The sequence below is a fragment of the Cognaticolwellia beringensis genome (assembly GCF_002076895.1).
GTDB classification, from domain to species: domain Bacteria; phylum Pseudomonadota; class Gammaproteobacteria; order Enterobacterales; family Alteromonadaceae; genus Cognaticolwellia; species Cognaticolwellia beringensis.
In genome coordinates this window covers 1936300-1957588 of sequence record NZ_CP020465.1, presented here as the reverse complement: position 1 = coordinate 1957588, position 21289 = coordinate 1936300, and the positions used below count along the sequence as shown (strand labels likewise).

Annotated in this window: 10 protein-coding genes; 3 read left to right on the top strand and 7 right to left on the bottom strand. The window is 40.3% G+C overall.

Features of this window, described 5'->3' with window-relative positions:
* Window positions 1-81 precede the first annotated feature (81 nt).
* Complete coding sequence (locus tag B5D82_RS08295) at window positions 82-777, bottom strand: PEP-CTERM sorting domain-containing protein (RefSeq protein ID WP_081150688.1); 696 nt, start codon at window positions 775-777, stop codon at window positions 82-84.
* A gap of 1207 nt (window positions 778-1984) precedes the next feature.
* Between B5D82_RS08295 and B5D82_RS08290 the strand changes: the two genes are divergently transcribed.
* Together B5D82_RS08290 and B5D82_RS08285 are read left to right on the top strand one after the other, a co-directional pair.
* Complete coding sequence (locus B5D82_RS08290) at window positions 1985-4699, top strand: choice-of-anchor L domain-containing protein (protein WP_081150686.1); 2715 nt, start codon at window positions 1985-1987, stop codon at window positions 4697-4699.
* Entirely contained in the window at window positions 4671-11396 is a 6726-nt protein-coding gene (locus tag B5D82_RS08285) for an outer membrane beta-barrel protein (protein WP_081150684.1), read from the top strand. Before B5D82_RS08290 ends, B5D82_RS08285 begins: the two co-directional genes overlap by 29 nt.
* Window positions 11397-11752: 356 nt before the next feature.
* Here the strand turns inward: B5D82_RS08285 and glmS are convergent, their stop codons facing one another.
* From glmS to glmU, 4 genes are all read right to left on the bottom strand, one after another.
* On the bottom strand, window positions 11753-13585 hold the full coding sequence (gene glmS, locus B5D82_RS08280) for a glutamine--fructose-6-phosphate transaminase (isomerizing) (RefSeq protein ID WP_081150683.1): 1833 nt from the start codon (window positions 13583-13585) through the stop codon (window positions 11753-11755).
* Between the two features lie 15 nt (window positions 13586-13600).
* Window positions 13601-14362, bottom strand: a complete 762-nt coding sequence (locus tag B5D82_RS08275; RefSeq protein ID WP_081150681.1) for a DeoR/GlpR family DNA-binding transcription regulator — start codon at window positions 14360-14362, stop codon at window positions 13601-13603.
* An 86-nt stretch (window positions 14363-14448) separates the two neighbouring features.
* The gene (locus tag B5D82_RS08270; protein ID WP_094122782.1) at window positions 14449-15222 is read right to left on the bottom strand and encodes a substrate-binding periplasmic protein; all 774 of its coding nucleotides are present in this window, start codon (window positions 15220-15222) and stop codon (window positions 14449-14451) included.
* A gap of 8 nt (window positions 15223-15230) precedes the next feature.
* Window positions 15231-16592: a bifunctional UDP-N-acetylglucosamine diphosphorylase/glucosamine-1-phosphate N-acetyltransferase GlmU gene (gene glmU, locus B5D82_RS08265; protein ID WP_081154408.1), complete on the bottom strand. Its 1362-nt coding sequence runs from the start codon at window positions 16590-16592 to the stop codon at window positions 15231-15233.
* A gap of 261 nt (window positions 16593-16853) precedes the next feature.
* Between glmU and B5D82_RS08260 the strand changes: the two genes are divergently transcribed.
* The gene (locus B5D82_RS08260; RefSeq protein WP_081150679.1) at window positions 16854-19196 is read left to right on the top strand and encodes a Tex family protein; all 2343 of its coding nucleotides are present in this window, start codon (window positions 16854-16856) and stop codon (window positions 19194-19196) included.
* 195 nt (window positions 19197-19391) lie between these two features.
* Here the strand turns inward: B5D82_RS08260 and B5D82_RS08255 are convergent, their stop codons facing one another.
* Window positions 19392-20426 (bottom strand): DcaP family trimeric outer membrane transporter, encoded by a 1035-nt coding sequence (locus B5D82_RS08255; RefSeq protein ID WP_081150677.1) that lies wholly within the window; start codon window positions 20424-20426, stop codon window positions 19392-19394.
* A 93-nt stretch (window positions 20427-20519) separates the two neighbouring features.
* Window positions 20520-21041 carry an AMP-binding enzyme gene (locus B5D82_RS08250; protein ID WP_081150675.1) on the bottom strand — a complete coding sequence of 174 codons (522 nt, stop codon included), beginning with the start codon at window positions 21039-21041 and terminating at the stop codon, window positions 20520-20522.
* Window positions 21042-21289: the final 248 nt, after the last annotated feature.

Genomic DNA, 21289 nt, shown 5'->3' with positions numbered 1-21289 from the left:
TAAGAGCAATATTTTAAATTGAGAAAAGTGTTGGTGAAATACAGTCCAAATAAACCCAAGACTGCATTCCACTATTATGATTTACTTATTTTTTTTGCGGCGAGAAAAACCAGCTAAGCCAAGAATGCCCGAGCCAAGCAACCACATGCTTGTTGGTTCAGGAACTGCTACACGAAGTCCGTTATCAGATAGTGCGCTGTTACTTGAAAAATCACTCATCCAGTCCCCAGAAAAACCTGAACTTGCAAGGATAATAGCACCAATGCTATTAATGCCACCAAAGAATCCTGCAGCGTCACCGCCTGTTACTTCAAATAGGAAGTATAATGTTCCTGAGTTTTCAAAGCCGAATTGAGACAAAACGCCAGTTACTAAGGTATTATTAGATGACTGCGTGTAGCCAGTTGGTAAGGCTATATTATCGCCTGAGCCGTCTTTACCGGTAAGCCAACCACCTATTGATATACTACCACTTGTAAAGACGCCATTATCATCAATGGTAGCCTCTAGTTCGTAATCTTGACCAAAGCCTGAAAGTTGGTACGTAAAGCCATTATAATTAAGTTCACTTGAATAACCCTTGGCCGTAAACTCGTCACTTGTTGCATCGTATTCGGTTTCAAGCGATAGAGCTGATATATCTGGGCTATCTTGTAAATCAAAACCAACCAAGCTAGCTTGGCTTGACATACTCATACCAACTAACATTGCACCTAAAACAACACGGCTCCATATACTGTTTTTTACTTTTTGAACAATGTTTTTATTGTTATTCATTCCAGTTCACCTTAATTTACATTATAAATTTAACAACTGTCGAAACCTAAAAACTTGATAAATACTTAACAAAAAAATAACCTACACAGCATCAATTAATTCTTTACCATTTACCGTTTAAAGATTGTCTTTACAAGCCCTTAATCCACTACTAACCGCTATAATGCACAAAGTATACCAGATGACACAAATAAAAATTAACCACATAAAATCAATATCTTGAAATTATTTTAATTATTTAACTTACTATTTTATGCAAAAGTGTAAAATTTTCTGACAGGTAAATATAATAGGATTTAAGTCGGTTAGATTAAGCTAAAGTAGATTTAAGAAACAAGCGAATACATCGCTTTCAATGTTCAAAACCTATATTTGTAGGGGTTTCGCGAATCTTAGATTGAATATAGGTGATGATTGTTAAAATTATCATCTAATCCAAGGATTTAAATACACTTTACTGATACATGACTTAGATAAGTTACATATTAATTTTCTAAGTGTCAGGATTTTTTGCAATTAATAATTACACCTTTTATAAGGGTTTAATTATGAATTGCAAAACTTGTAAAGACATAGGCGAGCGGCAGATGGATAACAAAGCTCATCCTGATGTTTAATCGCTTTTAACAGCTTTGGTCAGATTTATAGATAATTAAAAATTTTAAATTATCGCTACTAGTCAATAAACTTCTCAGAGAAAATAATAAGTGATTTTCACTTAAAAAAGCGCTTACTCAATAAAAATGGTTTTATTAAATCACCTTATTATAGCTACCACGTTTAATTACAGTAACAGATAGTTATATCGCTAATATCACATCTAGGTTATAGCCAAATATGATTCTAGAATAGTGTTAAATTTTTGCCATATAGCAGAAAACTATAGCGATTAAAGTACTGAACTGTCGATTGTAAAGTTGTTTGATATTATCAATAGTCACCGCCTATAAACACGGTTAGATACCAAGCTGCCTAAGCATTGCTTTTGGAAATATTCATTAAGATAAAACCCCTAAACACCTGTTTTTAAAGGTTATTATTATATCCTCTTGTTCTATCACGGTTATGTTTACCTCCCATAAAAAATTAATTCGAACAATCATGCAAATTTTATTTTTGCTGCTAAGCTAAAAATATTAAGTGGTTAAATTAATAGAATTTTTGTGATTCAGAAACTTGTTAATCCCAAAGTGGAGGTTATCCCTAAATGTCAATAAACATGTCCTTAAAAGCCATTCCCCTCGCCTTATCGATTGCGGCAGTATCCTTTACTCAATATTCTTTTGCAGAAACCACGGGGCCTAATGGTGAATCTGTAGCTCAAAAAGACAATACAACTGTCACTACAACAGACATTATTAATAGTTTAAGTGGGAATGGTTTAGTAATTGATACGGTGGTTTTTACCGGCAACGATGTTCAAATAGGGTTGTTTAATAATTACAATTTTTTGCTTGATCCAAGCGGGACAGAAGATTTTAATGACGGGGTTATTTTGAGCACGGGTAATGTTGAACAAGTGGTAGGTACCAACTCGGCAGATGGCATTTCAAGCTATGACGACCCAGCTAATAATGAGGTGAACGATGTCGATCTAGGTTTAGGTTTTGATCCGGCAAAAATATCATTTAACGTAACTCCTGCATTTGATACATTGATCCTAGATTTTGTATTTGGCTCAGACGAATATAACGAGTTCGTTAACGGTAATTTTAATGATAAATTAAAAATATTGGTTGGCCCTACAGGAAGCTCTGTTAACTGCGCACTGACTCCAGATAATCAAATATTTAGTATAAATACCGTAAATAATGCAGCGGCTTATCCTCCTCAAAATGGTGATTTAACAACCAGCAATCCATTTCTATTCATTAATAATGAGCCTTCTAATGGTGGCACGTTTAGCACTCAAATGGACGGTTTTACTAAACGAGTTTCTTGTCGTGCAGATGTGACGGCAAACATTGGTTCGCCTGTGCAGGTAGTTGTAGGAGTGACAGATGATGGTGATGGTACTTATGATTCATGGGCATTTTTTAAAGCAAAAAGTTTACGTTCTGAGCCTGGTGGTGATTACGGTGATGCCCCTGACTCATATCAAACGTTATTAAGCTCTTCGGGTGCAAGTCATACAATTACGGAAGGTGTCTTTTTAGGTAAAATCCCAACGGGTGATGTTGAAGGCTTTGTTGATGGCATAGATGATAGTGCCGGTGGCGCAACTGACGATTTAGATGACGGTGTGGCGACATTTCCACAGTTACTAGACACTGACACTAGCTATACGGTTACGGTAAATGCCAGTAGCATTAATGGTTCTGCATCAACAATTGGTGCGTGGATAGATTTTAATGGCAATGGTACTTTTGAAACAAATGAATACACCTCAGCTACGGTCAATAGTGGCGATTTTGAACAAGACATTGCGGTAACTTGGAGCTCTTTTCCTGTTACTCCGCCAATTGGTGAAACCTATGCACGCTTTCGTATTGCAAACTCAGGTATAAACTCTGGCGCCTTTGGTGGTAGCTTAGCAACGGGTGAAGTAGAAGATTATAAATTTACTATTTCAGGTGCTGCTGATGTAACCCCTCCTGTTGTGGTTATAAATGCCGTACCTGGGGCAAGTATTGCCAATCAAGCAGTTTATGACGTAAACGGGACTTGTGGCGTAGGTGATGGTGATGTCACGGTAATCGTTCAAGATAGTGATACCTCTCCAGTATTACCTACTCAAGTATTAACCTGTACTTCTTCAGGCACTTGGTCAGCAACGTTTGATGTTAGCACGATTGATGATGGTACAAATGCCATTGAAATTAATGCTAGCCAAACGGATGGCAACGGCAATGAAGGTAACGCAACTCAAGTAGTTGCTAATAAAGATACCGTACCTCCTTCCTTAACTATTGAGTCTCCTGCAGCCGCAAACGATAGTAATAAGGCGGCTTATGATGCAACGGGCTTTTGTGAAAGTGGTATATCAAACGTCACGGTAACTATTGCTAACGCTGCACCTACAACACAAGATGTAACTTGTAATGTTGGCATGTGGACGGCTACTTTTGATGTCTCTGCTATTGCTGATGGTACAGATGTAATAACCATTGATGTAAGCCAAACAGATAATGTCGGTAATTCGACAGCTATTCAGGGTATTGAAGATAAAGATATCGTCGTACCCGTTGTAACAATAAATACTCTACCAAATGGCACGGCAAGCAATAAAAACACCTATCCTGTTGATGGTACTTGTACTAATGGCGACGGTAATGTGTCGGTTACTTTACCTGGCGCAGCTACGCCAACGAAGAGTGTCAGTTGTAGCAGTAGCACTTGGAGCACAACTTATAATATTTCCGCCATCGCGGATGGCACTAATGCCATTTCAGTTAATGCGGCTCAAACCGATACCGCGGGTAACGTGGGTAATGCAACGCAAAAACAAGCAAATAAAGATGCCACACCACCTGTAGTTGTTATCAACACGCCTGCGACGGTAAACCAATCAAATGAAGCCACTTATCCAGTTTCAGGTACTTGTACCTCAAGTGATGGCGATGTAACTGTTGGTATAAGTGGTGCAACACCACCTTCTCAAACGGCAACATGTTCAGGTGGAACTTGGAATGCAGTTTTTGATGTAAGTGCGCTTTCAGAAGGAGCAAACCAATTAACCGTTACAGCGAATCAAGCTGATAGCGTTAATAATTACACAGAAGCTACGCCAAAAAATGCCAATAAAGATACAACTGCACCTGTTGTTGTAATTACGAATTTAACCAATGCAAATTTATCTAATCAAGCGTCTTATTCCTTAACTGGTACTTGTACTAATGGCGACGGAAATGTTACGGCTTCATTAACCGGGGCGTCACCTGGCAGCCAAGCAGTTGCTTGTAGTACAGGCAGTTGCTTGTAGTACAGGCAGTTGGAGTGCAACTTTTGATGTCACTGCAGTTTCTGACGGTACCGGTACCTTAATTGCCAATGCGAATCAGACAGATGCTCAAAGCAATGCGGGCAATGCTACTCAAAAAACTGGTAACAAAGATACCGTAAAACCTACTTTATCAATAGATGGTGCTCCAGCTGAAATTACCAATTTAGATCCCATATCCGTTACCTTTAACTTTAGTGAAAGTGTTACCGGCTTTGTTATAGGAGATATAGCGGTATCAAAAGCTTCTGTGTCTAATTTTTCAGGCAGTGGTAGTGTTTATACCGCTGATATTACTCCTGATGGCACAGGTAACATTACAGTAACTGTTGCAGACGCAGCGGCCGCAGATACATTCACCAATGCATCAGTTGGTGACAGTGTGGCAATTAGTTATGACACAGATGGTGATGGCCTAACTAATAACGTTGAAGTATCACTTGGTACTGACCCCGAAAATGCCGATTCAGATGGTGATGGTATTACCGATGATATTGAAGTAGGTGATCCAAACGCTGCAACAGATTCTGATCTCGATGGTGTTATCGACGCGTTAGATGGTGACGATGATAATGATGGTATTGCCACCAAACTTGAAGATGCGAATTTAGATGCGGATAACAACCCTTCAACGTCACCAACCGATACTGATGGTGACGGTACACCTAACTATTTAGATACCGACAGCGACAACGACAATATTACTGATGTCATTGAAAGTGATGCATCAACAGTTGATAGCGACTCTGATGGCTTGGTCGACAGTATTGACGTTGATGTTACGGGCGGAACAGATGCTGACTTAGATGGTATTGATGACAATGTTATTGCTACCAATACGGTTGGATCAACTGTTCAAGATTATCTCAACTTAGATAGTGACGGAGATGGTATTCCTGACTTCTTAGAGTCAGGAGCTGTATTCACAGACACAGATAGTGATGGTGTTGATGATACCTTTGATGTTGATCAGACGGGTGGTACTGATGCTAACGGTGATGGAATTGACGATAATGTTGACGTAGTTGATACAGATAATGATCTTGCGCCAAATTTTAATGACTTAGATAGTGATAATGATGGTCTTAGTGATGCAGTTGAAACAGGTTTAACTGCTACTCAGTTAAGCACGGATACTGACAGCGATGGCATTATTGATGCTTTCGATGTTGATAGCACCGGCGGTACTGACGCAGATGCAAACGGTATTGATGATAATGCCCTTGCCAGCCTAGCTGACCAAGATGGTGATGGTACGCCTAACTATATCGATGTTGACAGCGACAACGATGGCATTCCAGACTTTATCGAAATGGGTAGCTCAGGAATTGATACCGATGGTGATGGTATTGATGATGCCTTTGATATTGATATGACGGGTGGAACTGACGCCAACAACGATGGTGTAGACGATGCGTTAGCACCGGATACACGTGACTTTGATGGCGATGGTATTGCGGACTACCTTGATACTGACTCAGATAATGATGGTATTGCTGATGGTATTGAAGCAGGCGTATCGACGCTTGATAGCGATGGTGATGGCATTGTTGATTCGTTAGATGTTGATTCAACCGGCGGCACAGATGCCAATGGTGACGGTATTGATGATGCTATTGCACTATTAAATAGCGATGGTAATGGCGAGCCTGATTATCGTGACCGCGACAGCGATGGTGACAATGTGCCTGATGCACTAGAAGGCAACGTTGATACTGATGTTGATGGTATTGCTGATTATCTCGATACGGATTCAGACAACGACGGTATTACCGATGGCGTTGAACTGGGCGCTTCAGGTGTAGATACTGACGGCGATGGCATTGACGATAGTTTTGATGTTGATATTACCGGCGGTGTAGACGCTAATAATGACGGTGTTGACGATAATGCACTGGCCAACCTGCCTGATAGCGATGGTGATGGTATTGACGATCACTTAGATGCAGATTCAGACAACGACGGTATTCCAGATGTTGTTGAAGGTGATAGCAGTATTAACAATAATGTCGATAACGATGCTAACCGTAATGCCCTTGATTTAGACAGCGATAACGATGGGCTAAGTGATTCAGTTGAATCAGGACTAACACCAACACAGTTAAGCACGGATACCGACAACGACGGCATTATAGATATTTTCGATATCGATATTACCGGCGGTACTGACGCGAACAACGATATGATTGACGATAATGCCTTTAATGTTCTGGCCGACCAAGATGGCGATGGAACGCCTAACTATATCGATGTAGATAGCGACAACGATGGCATTCCAGACTTTATCGAAATGGGTAGCTCAGGAATTGATACCGACGGCGATGGTATTGATGATGCCTTTGATATTGATATGACGGGTGGAACTGACGCCAACAACGATGGTGTAGACGATGCGTTAGCGCCTAACGCGCGTGACTTTGATGGCGATGGTGTACCTGATTATCTTGATACTGACTCAGATAATGATGGTATTGCTGATGGTATTGAAGCAGGCGTATCGACGCTTGATAGCGATGGTGATGGCATTGTTGATTCGTTAGATGTTGATTCAACCGGCGGCACTGATGCGAACGGTGACGGCATTGATGATGCTATTGCACTATTAAATAGCGATGGTAATGGCGAGCCTGATTATCGTGACCGCGACAGCGATGGTGACAATGTGCCTGATGCACTAGAAGGCAACGTTGATACTGATGTTGATGGTATTGCTGATTATCTCGATACGGATTCAGACAACGACGGTATTACCGATGGCGTTGAACTGGGCGCTTCAGGTGTAGATACTGACGGCGATGGCATTGACGATAACTTTGATGTTGATATTACCGGCGGTGTAGACGCTAATAATGACGGTGTTGACGATAATGCACTGGCCAACCTGCCTGATAGTGATGGTGATGGTATTGACGATCACTTAGATGCAGATTCAGACAATGACGGTATACCCGATGTTGTTGAAGGCGATAACAGCATTAACAGTAATGTCGATAACGATGCTAACCGTAATGCCCTTGATTTAGACAGCGATAATGACGGTATTAGTGACTCAGTTGAATCCGGCCTTACTCCGACACAATTAAGTACGGATACTGATAACGACGGCATTATTGATGTATTTGATGTAGATATTACCGGTGGTTTAGATGTAGATGCGAATGGCATCGATGACGATGCACTAGCAATCCTGGCTGACCAAGATGGTGATGGTACGCCTAACTATATCGATGTAGATAGCGACAACGATGGCATTCCAGACTTTATCGAAATGGGTAGCTCAGGAATTGATACCGATGGTGATGGTATTGATGATGCCTTTGATGTGGATGTTACTAGCGGTACAGATGCTAATAACGATGGTGTAGACGATGCGTTAGCACCGGATGCGCGTGACTTTGATGGTGATGGTATTGCGGACTACCTTGATACTGACTCAGATAATGATGGTATTGCTGATGGTATTGAAGCAGGTTTATTGATGACCGATACCGACGGCGATGGCATTGTTGATTCGTTAGATGTTGATTCAACCGGCGGCACAGATGCCAATGGTGACGGTATTGATGATGCTATTGCACTATTAAATAGCGATGGTAATGGCGAGCCTGATTATCGTGACCGCGACAGCGATGGTGATGGTATTCCTGATGCACTAGAAGGCAACGTGGATACTGATGTTGATGGCATTGTTGATTATCTCGATTCAGATTCAGACAACGACGGTATTACTGATGGTGTTGAACTGAGCGCTTCAGGTGTAGATACTGACGGCGATGGCATTGACGATAGCTTTGATGTTGATATTACCGGCGGTGTAGACGCTAATAATGACGGTGTTGACGATAATGCCTTAGCCAACCTGCCTGATAGTGATGGCGATGGCATACCTAATCATTTAGATAACGATGCTGATAATGATGGCATTCCAGATGTTATTGAAGGCAGTGTTGATTCTGACAATGACGGTATCCCAGATTATCTAGATACTGATTCTGACAATGACGGCATTCGAGATATTGATGAAGGTATTGTTGATAGTGACTTAGACGGCACACCTGATTACCTTGATACCTCAATTGATGAAGATAATGACGGCATTCCAGATATCATTGAAGGAACAGCAGACATAGATGGTGATGGTATTCCTAACTTTTTAGATACTGACTCTGATAACGATGGCATATTGGATAGCGAAGAGTTTGGCTTAATAGGGTTAGACTCAGACAATGATGGTATTGATGATGCAGTCGATGTTAATAGTACTGGCGGAATTGATGCCAACAATGATGGTATTGACGATGATTATATAGGTATTAACAGCGACTTAGACAACTCGGCAGATTATCTTGATATTGATTCTGATAACGATGGCATACCTGATGTTGTTGAAGCCTTGGCATTTGGCGCCCTAGTATTTAAAGATACTGATGGCGACACTATTCCTGACTTTAGAGACCCTGATAGCGATAACGATGGCATTGCAGACTTTATTGAAGCTAATAGCCTGGGTGTAGACAACGACGGTGATGGTATTGATGATGCGTTTGACCTTGATTATCAGTCAGGCACTGATGCTAACAGTGACGGTATTATTGATGCTGTAACGCTTGATACCGACGGAGATGGCATCATTGATATGTTTGACCTGGACTCGGATAACGATGGCAGGTTAGACAGTTTAGAGTCGCCAACTGCCGACAGTAATAAAGATGGTATTGCTGACTCGACTGCACCGTTAGTGATTGACCCCGCCGATACGGATAATGACGGTATTTATGACTTCCGTGATTTAGATAGTGATGGTGATGGCGTATTTGATATTGCCAATACACCTGAGCAAGCATTTGACGCGAACGGTGATGGAATGATCGATATTACCGAAGATCTCGACGCAGACGGCATAGATGATAGTGTAGATAGTGACTTAAATCTGCGCGGGGCTGGCGGTAACAATGATGTCGATAAAGATGGTGCGGTTAATGCTATCGATAAAGATGATGATAATGACGGCATATCAGATATCGCGGAAGAGTTGATTCATATCGACGGAAATGTTTCAGTGAATACTAGAGTGACGAATAGTAATGGAAAATCGAATCATTTCGAAAGCGATAGTAATGGCAAGCTAAGTCTTACCGGACAAGATACCGATGGTGATCGTGTTATTAACAGCAGAGATGCTGATAGTGATAATGATGGCATACCAGATCGCATCGAAACAGATCGCCCACCAGTAACTGGCTTAGATAGCGACTTTGACGGAATTGATGATGCATATGACGTTGATGCAACCGGCGGCTTGGATCTTGATGAAGACGGAGTAGATGATAAGTTCCTGGTAGCCGATACAGATAATGACGGTATTCTTGATTATCATGACCTTGACAGTGATAACGACGGGATCAGTGATACCCAAGAGCAAGTTGCTGTGCCACTGCTCAATATTGATGCAGATGGTGATGGTATTGACGATGCCATTGACGTTACTTATACCTTAGGTATAGATACTGATAAAGATGGTATTGATGATGATCTTCTTTACATTTTTGACCCTGATGGTGATGGTATCCTAAATTATCGTGACCTTGATAGTGACGGCGACGGTATTGAAGATTCGCAAGAAGGCAGCGGTGATAGCGATGGGGATGGCATTCCAGACAGCATTGATAACGACTCAGATGGCGATGGTATTGATGATAACATTGAAGGAAATGGAGATACTGACGGGGATGGTATTCCTGACTACCTTGATTTAGATTCTGACAATGACGGTATATCAGATGCAGAGGAAGGCAATGTAGATACTGACGGCGATGGCATAATAGATGCTAAAGATCTTGATTCTGACAATGATGGCATTAATGATAGTGCTGAAAATGGAGACTTTAATAAAGATGGCATTAACGACCGATTGCAAGCATTTGGTAAAGTTGAATCTACTTATAAAGGAAGTGGCTCTATGACGCTGTGGATGATAATAATGTTAATTGGCCTGTGTATTATTCGCCGCCAAAAAACACTAGGTAAACAACGTTTTTTAAAACCTTTGACAGTAATTGTTGTCGCGCTAACGGGGTCGGTATCAATGCTAGCGCAAGCCGATACAAACGCAGAAACTGCGCTAAGTGAAAATTACTTCCATAGTGATAACTCACAAGATTGTCGTCGGTTAGATAAAACAGAGGCGCCGTTGTCGTGTTGGTACGTTGGGCTAACGGTTGCTAAAAGCTATGTTTATCCTGACAACAACAATACAATATGGGAAGTAAACGACAATAATGACACTGCCTATTCAGTAAATCTAGGTTATAGCTGGAGCCAACACTGGTTTGCTGAACTGGCATATGCTGAACTGGGTGAAGCCACTTTGTTTAGTCGTAATCCAAGTTTAACTGAAGACTTACGGGTAGATTACAAAGGTTTTTCAACCGATATAGGTTACTGGTTGAAACCGCGTGATCAATCCTGGAATATTTACCTTAAAGCAGGTTTAGGCTTTCTTAAAACTAAGGCAAACTTACCAAAGCATCATGAACAAGTGGAATCAACCCAAATGCGTTTCGGTTTAGGGCTAGAGTGGAATATAGCCCAACAGTGGTTTTTACGCATAGAACATAGCCGTTATGATAAAGACGCTAGGTTAACCGGATTAAGCTTAAGCTATAGGTTCAGCGAATAGTAGACTTGCCCCCCAGCTCTTAAAATTAAAAAAGCGACTACTTTATCAGTATGTCGCTTTTTCATTTATTATACCAATTTGATTAATTAAGTGATCTACTTTTTCATGGGGGTAAATGGAGAATTTTTTAACGCCGTCATTATTAATTTTAACCATTAAAAATGAGCAGTTAATTAATCAACTTTGTATATACACATCCCTAATTTTTTCAATAGAGTCTAAGTTTATGAGGTCCAAAGAAAGAAAAAAAAAGCGACCACTCAAAAAGAGTAAGTCGCTTTAATTATCATTTAGGAATTTCTAACTTTATTTAAGAAGTTCCAACTTTATTTAAAAACCACAATAAGACCAGCGAACTATTCGACTGTTACAGATTTTGCCAAATTGCGAGGTTGGTCAACATCTGTACCTTTAATAATCGCGACATAGTAAGACAATAACTGAAGCGGTAAGGTGTATACGATAGGTGCAATTAAGTCATCGCACACCGGTACGTTAATCACTTTCATGGTGTCGTCGCTGCTAAAGTTAGCACTAGCATCGGCAAATACATACATTAAACCGCCACGCGCTCGAACTTCTTCAACATTAGATTTTAGCTTTTCAATTAAATCGTTTTTCGGTGCTACAACAATAACTGGCATTTCTGCGTCAATTAACGCTAATGGTCCGTGTTTAAGTTCGCCTGCAGCATAAGCTTCTGCATGAATATATGAAATTTCTTTCAGCTTCAATGCACCTTCCATAGCGATCGGGTATTGGTCGCCACGACCTAAAAATAAGGCATGTTGCTTATCAGCAAAATCTTCGGCTAGGTCTTCAATGGAGCCTGCTAGTGCTAATACTTCTTCCAATTTATTCGGCAAAGTCATTAACGAATGTGCAATTTCGTTTTGCTTTTCTTGTGACATTCCGTGATGTTGACCAATAGCTAAGGTCATCATTAATAAGCCAACAAGTTGTGTGGTAAAGGCTTTCGTTGAAGCCACACCTATTTCAGCGCCCGCTTTAGTCATAAAAGCTAAGTCAGATTCGCGTACTAATGAAGAACCCGCAACATTACAAATAGTTAAACTTGCGCGATAACCTATTTGTTTAGCTAAACGCAGTGCTGCTAGGGTATCAGCGGTTTCACCTGATTGTGAAATTGTTACTAACAGGGCATTTTTCGGAACATGAGATTGGCGGTATCTAAACTCGCTGGCAATTTCAATGTTACATGAAACGCCGGCTAAAGCTTCTAACCAGTAGCGCGCCACCATACCTGAATGGTAACTCGTACCACAAGCAATAATTTGTACATGTTCAATTTCTTGGAAGATAGCATCAGCGCCTTCACCAAAGGTTTGGATATCTAACACATTACCCAATAAACGCCCTTCTAAGGTGTTACGAATTGCCGTAGGCTGTTCATACGTTTCTTTTAGCATGTAGTGACGGTATTCACCTTTATCACCAACATCATGGCTAACTTCAGACTCTTTTGCTTCACGCACCGCTGGCTTGCCGTCAGTATCAAAAATATTGACTTCAAAACGGGTAACTTCAGCAACATCGCCTTCTTCTAAAAATGAAAATTTACGGGTAACCGGTAATAGTGCCAACATATCTGAGGCAATAAAGTTTTCACCAACGCCGTAACCTATCACTAATGGGCTACCAGAACGTGCAACTACAACACGATCTTTATCGCGTGTATCAACAACAACGGTGCCGTAAGCACCTTCTAATTGTTTAACCGTAATTTGAACGGCACTTAACAGGCTATCGGTAGACTTTAATTCATGGTGAACTAAGTGAGCGATAACTTCAGTGTCAGTTTCAGAGGTAAATGTATAACCTAAACCCTGTAAACGAGTGCGTAAAACATCATGATTTTCAATAATACCATTGTGTACTACTGCAATAGTTTCTGAGGAAACATGCGGATGCGCATTCGCTTCACTTGGTGCACCATGAGTTGCCCAACGTGTATGAGCAATACCAGTGCCACCCGCTATAGGGTTGGCATGTAAAGCGTCAGCAAGTTCTTGCACCTTACCTAAACGACGCGCGCGCTTAAGTTGGTTATTATTATCAATAATAGCAACACCGGCAGAGTCATAACCACGGTATTCTAAGCGTTTTAAGCCTTCTACTAAAATGTCTGCTACATCACGTTGTGCGACAGCACCAACAATTCCACACATACTCTCTGTCCTTTTTTAACTTGCGATAACGAGGTTAACGCCTTGTTTAATTATTTCACTTCGCACGTCTTCAGGCATATCTGCATCTGTGATCAACGTGTGAATTTTCCCCCAAGGTAATTCTAAATTGGGAATTTTTCGATTAAGTTTTTCTGAATCTAACATAACAATAACTTCACGTGACACTTCAGCCATTACACGGCTTAAGCCTAAAAGTTCATTGAATGTTGTTGTTCCGCGAGCTAAATCAATACCGTCAGCACCAATAAATAGCTGATCAAAATCATAAGAGCGTAATACACTTTCTGCCACTTGGCCTTGGAAAGACTCCGAGTGCGGGTCCCAAGTACCACCGGTCATCAATAATGTCGGTTCATTTTCAAGCGCATGCAAATCAGACGCAATAGCGAGTGAGTTTGTCATTACCACTAGACCTTGTTTAGCACTTAATTCACGAACTAAAGCCGATGTTGTGCTACCACTGTCTAAAATAATGCGATTGTGATCGCGAATAAGCGATGCCGCAGTTTTTGCGATCATTATCTTTCGTTTCGAAACTTTCTCTGTTTTTGGCTGGGTAATTTCATGCGGCAAAGGCACGGCACCACCATATCTACGCAGTAGCAAACCACTGTTTTCTAGTACCGCCAAGTCCTTACGGATTGTAACTTCTGAGGTTTCAAACATTTTTGCAAGGCTATCAACACTTACTTCACCTAAATTACTTAACTCTGCAATTATGGTATGACGACGCTGCTGGGTATTTCGTTTTGACATTGCTTTCGTTTTACTCTTAAAAGTTTCGTTTTAAAACTTATCTATTAGAACAAAAGCTGAAAATAAAAACAATATTTATCTAAGCACTACTTTTTTATTAACGCTTTAAAGGCCAAATAATATTGATAATTAGGGTCTGTTTGTAACTTATTTGCCGCTAAGTTAAGTTTTTCTAGCGTGCCAATGTCTGTATTGATATTCGCAGCAATGTAACTTTCTCGGCGAGTTTCTGGCAAAATATGTACTGTAATTAGCGCTTCGGAATCTTGCTGATGCTCTATAAAATAGTCAGTTAAAACATTTGGGTCGGTATATATTAGGTCTACTTTTCCTGATAAAAAAAGTGCTATCCCGTGTTTTAATGTCGATACGACGTAAAGGTTAGTATTTTCGCTAAAACCTAAATTCATCAATGAATGATGACCATAGCTGTCTCGTATAACGATGATAGTTTTTGATTTCGCCTCACTAATCGTTCGAATGCTGTTTTCAGGCTTACTTTTCAGTGATATAAAACCACGGACAAGTTCGCTTACTTTAATGAGCCAATGAAATTGTTCTTCTCGCGCTTGTGTTCGAACCATACTGACTACAAGGGTGTTTTTGCGGTTTAATACCGTATGATAAGCTCTAGACCAAGGAAGTAAATCAAGCGGAGCTTCGAGTTCACTCGTCTGGAGAAGTAATTTAAGAATTTCTGCACTGGGACCTTTTATTTCATCATTTTCTTGATATTGCAGCATAGGGTGCTCAGCTGCAACAGCAATTAAATCTGACTCCGCACGAGCACTGTTCATAAATAAAATATTTATGAACACAATGCCAAGTAAAAATAGAGCGATAAAAGGCCCTTTTATCATATTGTTGTCTACTTTTTAGTCGGTCGTTTCCAACCAGCAATATTACGCTGCTTACCACGCGCTACACTAAGCTCATGATCATCAACATTTTTAACAATAACCGAACCAGCAGCGGTTGTTGCCATTGCACCAATAGTCACGGGGGCGACTAACGAGGCATTTGAGCCTATAAACGCGCCAGCACCAATAATAGTTTTAGCTTTATTCACACCATCGTAGTTACAGGTAATAGTACCAGCACCAATGTTAGCGTTCGCGCCTATTTCTGCATCGCCTAAATAACTTAAATGCCCAGCTTTTGCCCCTGCACCTAAGGTTGTTTTTTTCATTTCAACAAAATTACCAACATGGGCATCACGCTTCAATACTGAGCCAGGGCGAATGCGCGCAAATGGTCCAACGGAGGCTAATTCGCCAATATCAGCACCTTCAATCATAGTGTTTGGTTTAACTTCAGCACCTTGGCCAATCGTACAGTTTTTCAAAATACAATTAGCACCAATAATAGCATTATCTGCAATAGCAACATTACCTTCGAAAATACAGTTCACGTCGATCACCACTTCTTGGCCAACGGTAACGTTACCACGAATATCGATACGACTAGGGTCACGTAAAGTCGCGCCAGCAATCATTAACTCCTCTGCTTTTCTTATTTGATAGGCTCGTTCTAAACCGGCAAGTTGCACACGGTTATTTGCGCCCTCTACTTCAATTTCGCTATCAGGATGAGCCGTAGCAATAAGCTTACCTTCTTGATGACACGCAGCAATAATATCTGTTAAGTAATATTCACCTTGGGCATTATCACTTGATAAATTAGCTAACCAACGTTTTAAATCACCACCATTGGCTAATAAAATTCCGGTGTTCGCTTCATTCACTAATAGTTGCTCTGCTGTGGCATCTTTTTGTTCAACAATGCCAACCACTGTGCCTGAACTATCACGCATAATACGACCATAGCCTGCAGGGTTAGCTAAATGTACAGTTAATAACGCCATGCCATTGTCAGGTTTAGCGGCAATTAAACGTTGTAATGTTCCCACTTTGGTTAAAGGTACATCACCATAAAGCACTAGCACATCTTCATCATCAGATAAAAAGGGTGACGCCATATCAACCGCGTGACCTGTGCCTAATTGCTCTTTCTGTTCAACAAAGGTTAAATCGTCACCGGTAACTTTAGCTTTAAGCACATCGCCACCAAAACCGTAAACTAAATAGATATTTTCACTATCTACCTGGCGCGCCGCGTCAATGACGTGAGATACCATTGGCTTTTCAGCAACGGGATGAAGAACTTTAGGTAAAGCAGAACGCATGCGAGTGCCTTTACCCGCAGCTAAGATAACAACAGAGAGAGCCATAATATTTCCGGTTTTATTTATAAGGTTACTTATATCAACTTGATGAATAAGCATAAACCCATCAACTGTTAATAACGTATGTGAACATTGTAACGTTTAATTAAATGCTTCTCTATTAAAATTGTTTAGCAACTTACTGCGAAATATTACTTTCTTATGCACCAGGAAAAACTTTGTGGGTATATCGCACCTCGTCAGTAATTGGGTGTATAATAAGGCCAACAAAAATACGACTTTTGATTGATCTAGGATCCTATATAAATGACGCCCATTGCTGAGCAAATAGCCAAAGAAATCGATGTAAAAACCAGCCAAATAAATGCTGCTATAAATTTATTAGATGAAGGTGCAACGGTTCCTTTTATTGCTCGCTATAGAAAGGAAGTTACCCAAGGACTAGATGACAATCATTTGCGTCACCTTGCGCAACGCTTAGTATATTTACGCGATTTAGCCGATCGTCGAAAAGTTATTATCAGTAATATTGAACAGCAAGGTAAATTAACTCCTGCCTTAGCCGCCGAGCTTAATAATGCCGATAATAAAACGCGTTTAGAAGATCTTTATTTACCCTATAAACCAAAAAGAAAAACCAAAGGGCAAATTGCTATTAGCGCGGGTTTAGAGCCGTTAGCCAATAAAATTTATAATAATTGGCAGCTAAACCCTGAGCAAGAAGCAAAAGCCTTTATCAATACAGAACAGGGATTTAGTGATGAAAGCTCGGTACTTGAAGGTGCACTCTATATTCTGGTTGAGCGTTTTGCTGAAGACGCTAATTTGATCCAAAAATTACGTCGTCATTTACTAAAGCAAGCTCATTTGTGCAGTAAATTGATAAAAGGCAAAGAAAAAGAAGCGGCAAAATACCGCGATTACTTTGAGCATTCAGAATTACTGAAATCTGTACCATCGCACCGTATGTTAGCGATGTTGCGTGGTCGTAATGAAAAACTATTATCGTTAAGTATTGATACAGACCCTGGGCAAGAAGGGGCTTTTTCTAGCGCACAACAGCTGATCACCGAACACTTTAATTTACGCTTAACGGGCCAAGCAGCCGCAGATTTTTTAACTAAAGTGGTGCAAACCACCTGGAAAATAAAACTCAGCCAAAGCTTAGAAACAGAATTATTAGGCCAATTACGTGAACAAGCAGAAATTGAAGCGATTAAGGTTTTTTCGCGTAATTTAAGCGACTTAATGATGGCGGCGCCAGCCGGGGCTAAAACCACGTTAGGTTTAGATCCCGGCCTTAGAACTGGCTGTAAATTAGCTATTGTCGATGCGACGGGTAAATTATTACAAACCGCGACTATATTTCCGCATGCACCGCAAAATCATTGGGATAAATCGGTACGTACTTTAGTGAATTTATGTCAGCAACATAAAGTAGAATTAGTAGCGATAGGCAACGGTACTGCGTCACGCGAAAGTGACAAACTTATTGCAGATGTTATAGCTAAACTAGAAAACAACAAACCAACAAAAGTGATTGTCAGTGAAGCCGGTGCTTCAGTATATTCTGCCTCAGAATTTGCTGCAAAAGAATTTCCTGACCTAGACGTGTCAATTCGTGGTGCGGTATCAATTGCTCGCCGCTTGCAAGACCCGTTAGCAGAGTTAGTTAAAATAGACCCAAAAGCCATTGGCGTTGGTCAATATCAACATGATGTTAGCCAAAGCCAACTAAGCCAAACCTTAGACAATGTTATTGAAGATTGTGTAAACGCGGTCGGTGTTGACTTAAATAGCGCTTCTGCCGCTTTATTATCGCGAGTTTCAGGCTTAAACAAAACCATGGCAAATAACGTGGTTAGTTTTCGCGATGAACACGGCCGATTTAACAACCGAAATGAATTAAAAAAAGTCGCACGTTTAGGACCAAAAGCTTTCGAACAAGCAGCTGGTTTCTTGCGGATACATAATGGTAATAATCCGTTAGATTTCTCAGGTGTTCATCCTGAAACCTATAGTTTAGTGGAACAACTGTTAAAACAACTTAACGCTGACATCAGTCATGTTATCGGTAATAAAGCTGAGTTAGAAAAAATTAATATTGAAGCCTTAATAAGTGATAATTTTGGTGAACTAACGGTTAAAGATATTATTAGTGAGCTAGAAAAGCCCGGCCGTGATCCGCGACCAGAGTTCAAAACGGCAACTTTTCAAGAAGGAGTTAATACCATTAACGACCTTAAAGTTGGCATGATACTCGAAGGCGTTATCTCTAACGTGGCAAATTTTGGCGCTTTTGTTGATATAGGTGTTCACCAAGACGGCTTAGTACATATTTCTTCACTAACTGATAAATTTGTTAGTGATCCACATGAAGTGGTTAAAGCTGGAGAAGTGGTTAAAGTTAAGGTGGTAGAAGTGGACGCTCAACGTAAGCGTATAAGCTTAACAATGCGATTAGACGAAGCAACACCTCAGGTTAACAGCCAAACTTCAGAAAAACCGAAGAAAGCACAACATTTTGATAAAAAACCTCAAAGCCAACACCAGAGCAAAATCCCATCAAAGTCAAAACCACAAAAAGTTGCCAATAATGCGGCTATGGGTGATGCCTTTGCTAACGCTTTTGCGAAATTGAAAAAATAAATAGCAATCAGCTTCCAGTTCTGAGCTGTCAGTTAGAAACTAGATAAACCTGACTTTTCATCGTAGTGCCCTGGCTTGTATCAATAAAAACCATCAGGGTAATACCTAAAAACATAAAGGGTTAGCGAAAAAAGGGGAAGCAAAAGCTTCCCCAAAAAACCTCGATTGAGAGGTAAACTAACGCAATACTTTAAACTAAAGCACGTACTTAGCTGAAAATTGTACGTAGTCTGAATCGGCATTTTGATCTGCTGATTCAAAGTTACCCACTTCAAAACCAAATGATAGTTCTTTAGTGTAATTTTTAAATATGTTCACACCCCAATGTCTTCTATCGGAATCGGCAACTTCTGTTGTAGTTTTACCGAAGAATGCAGTACTGCGAACGTCATCACTCCAAAAATGGCGATAAGCTACCGAAAATGATGTAGTTTCTTCTACTTCTTCACCGACTAAATCACGCGCGGCAACAACACCAACATAACGGCCAGTTTCACCGCCATGGAATTGAAAACGGAAGTCATCTTTACCAACAGTATTTATTTTACCGGCAATACCGTAACCAAATGCCGACTCAGAGTTACCACCAACGGTATTCAATTGACGAGCTAGACCAGCAACAGAAACATTACCCCAGTCGCCTTTAAAGGTATATTTGGCAATAACATCAGGCATAGAGTCTTGGCTCGGATCACCTTTGTCAGACTCAGGATTTTCTACCGAAACTTGAAAGTTACCTTGGGTGTAGCGAACCTGACCTTGTCGAATAAACGCCGACGCATTCAGTGTGCCGCCAAAGTCAGCTGCTTCCGCTAAAGCGCTAGTATTGACAAAAGTAGACCAAGTTTGACCAACAAGAATATTTTTGTATTTAATAAATGCGTGACGTAATCGTGGGTTTGAAGAATTCGAAACGATTTCGTTACCGCCACCACCATGTAAATCCATTTCAATAAAACCAGTAACATCGCCATGAACATACTTAGTGTTTATTCTAGACTCAGTTGCACGAAAGCTAGTGCGAGAAATATCGCCAACGGTGCCTGCACCAACCCAGTAATCGTTGGTAATACTGTTAATGTTACCGTCAACATAGCGGGCGTCTAATTTGAGATAGCCGCCGAAGGTAATGGTATCATTATCAGATAACTTTATTTCATACCCAGCACTTGCGCTGCCTGCCATAGCTAAAAGACCTGTTGCTAATAAAAGCTTTTTCTTATTAAACATTTTACTTTCCCCGTGTGTTATTTACCTAAGAGCAACAACAGCTATGCTCTGGTGTTTTTATCGTTTTAGTTTTTAATAACGTATTTAAAACTGTTAACTGTAATTAACTAAGTCGTTATCATTATTTTTATTAAGCATATTTATTTTTATGTTTTGAGATTTAAGTATTTTTCTAGAAATTTCTTTATTATTAGCCACTGGAAATTCATCAACAAATGTTATGACGTCTGCCCGGGCAAATTCCCCCAAACAGCTAGCAAGCTTTGCATTAATAACTTTAGAAAATGTTGAAGGTTCAATGTTGGTGTTACTTAATTCAACGTAAGCATGTATCGCATTGCCTTTATTTTCGTCAGGCACACCAAATACAATGGCCTGCTCAGTGCCAGCTAATTGCTCAATGTAGTTTTCAATTGTTTGGTGAGCTATACGATAACCACTCACTTTATGCGAAGTAGTTGCCTGAGATACTAACCAAATGTAGCCTTGTTCTTTTACAGCAACGTCATCTTCGTCAGCTAAATTATCATTAACAAAATACGACCATTCGCCACTGTTAGACTGCAACCAAGATAATTGTGCTTGTTCGACACTTTGAATATTCAAGTTGGGCATATCACTCTCTATTTAATATCTTTGATGCAATATTAATCAAAGCTATTTATGATGTTAGTAACACTAGAGAATCAGGACTGATTTTTAAATTAGACCTAAGTCTAAATTGGTTAAAAAACACGCTAGACTTTAGTCTATACGAGCAAAGATTAATGACGTAAAGAAATACTTACCGTTAGTTGTCGCAAGCCATATTCTACTGTTCGATAATTTAGTCAGGAAAGAGCGAAGAAATGGTAGAATATTGA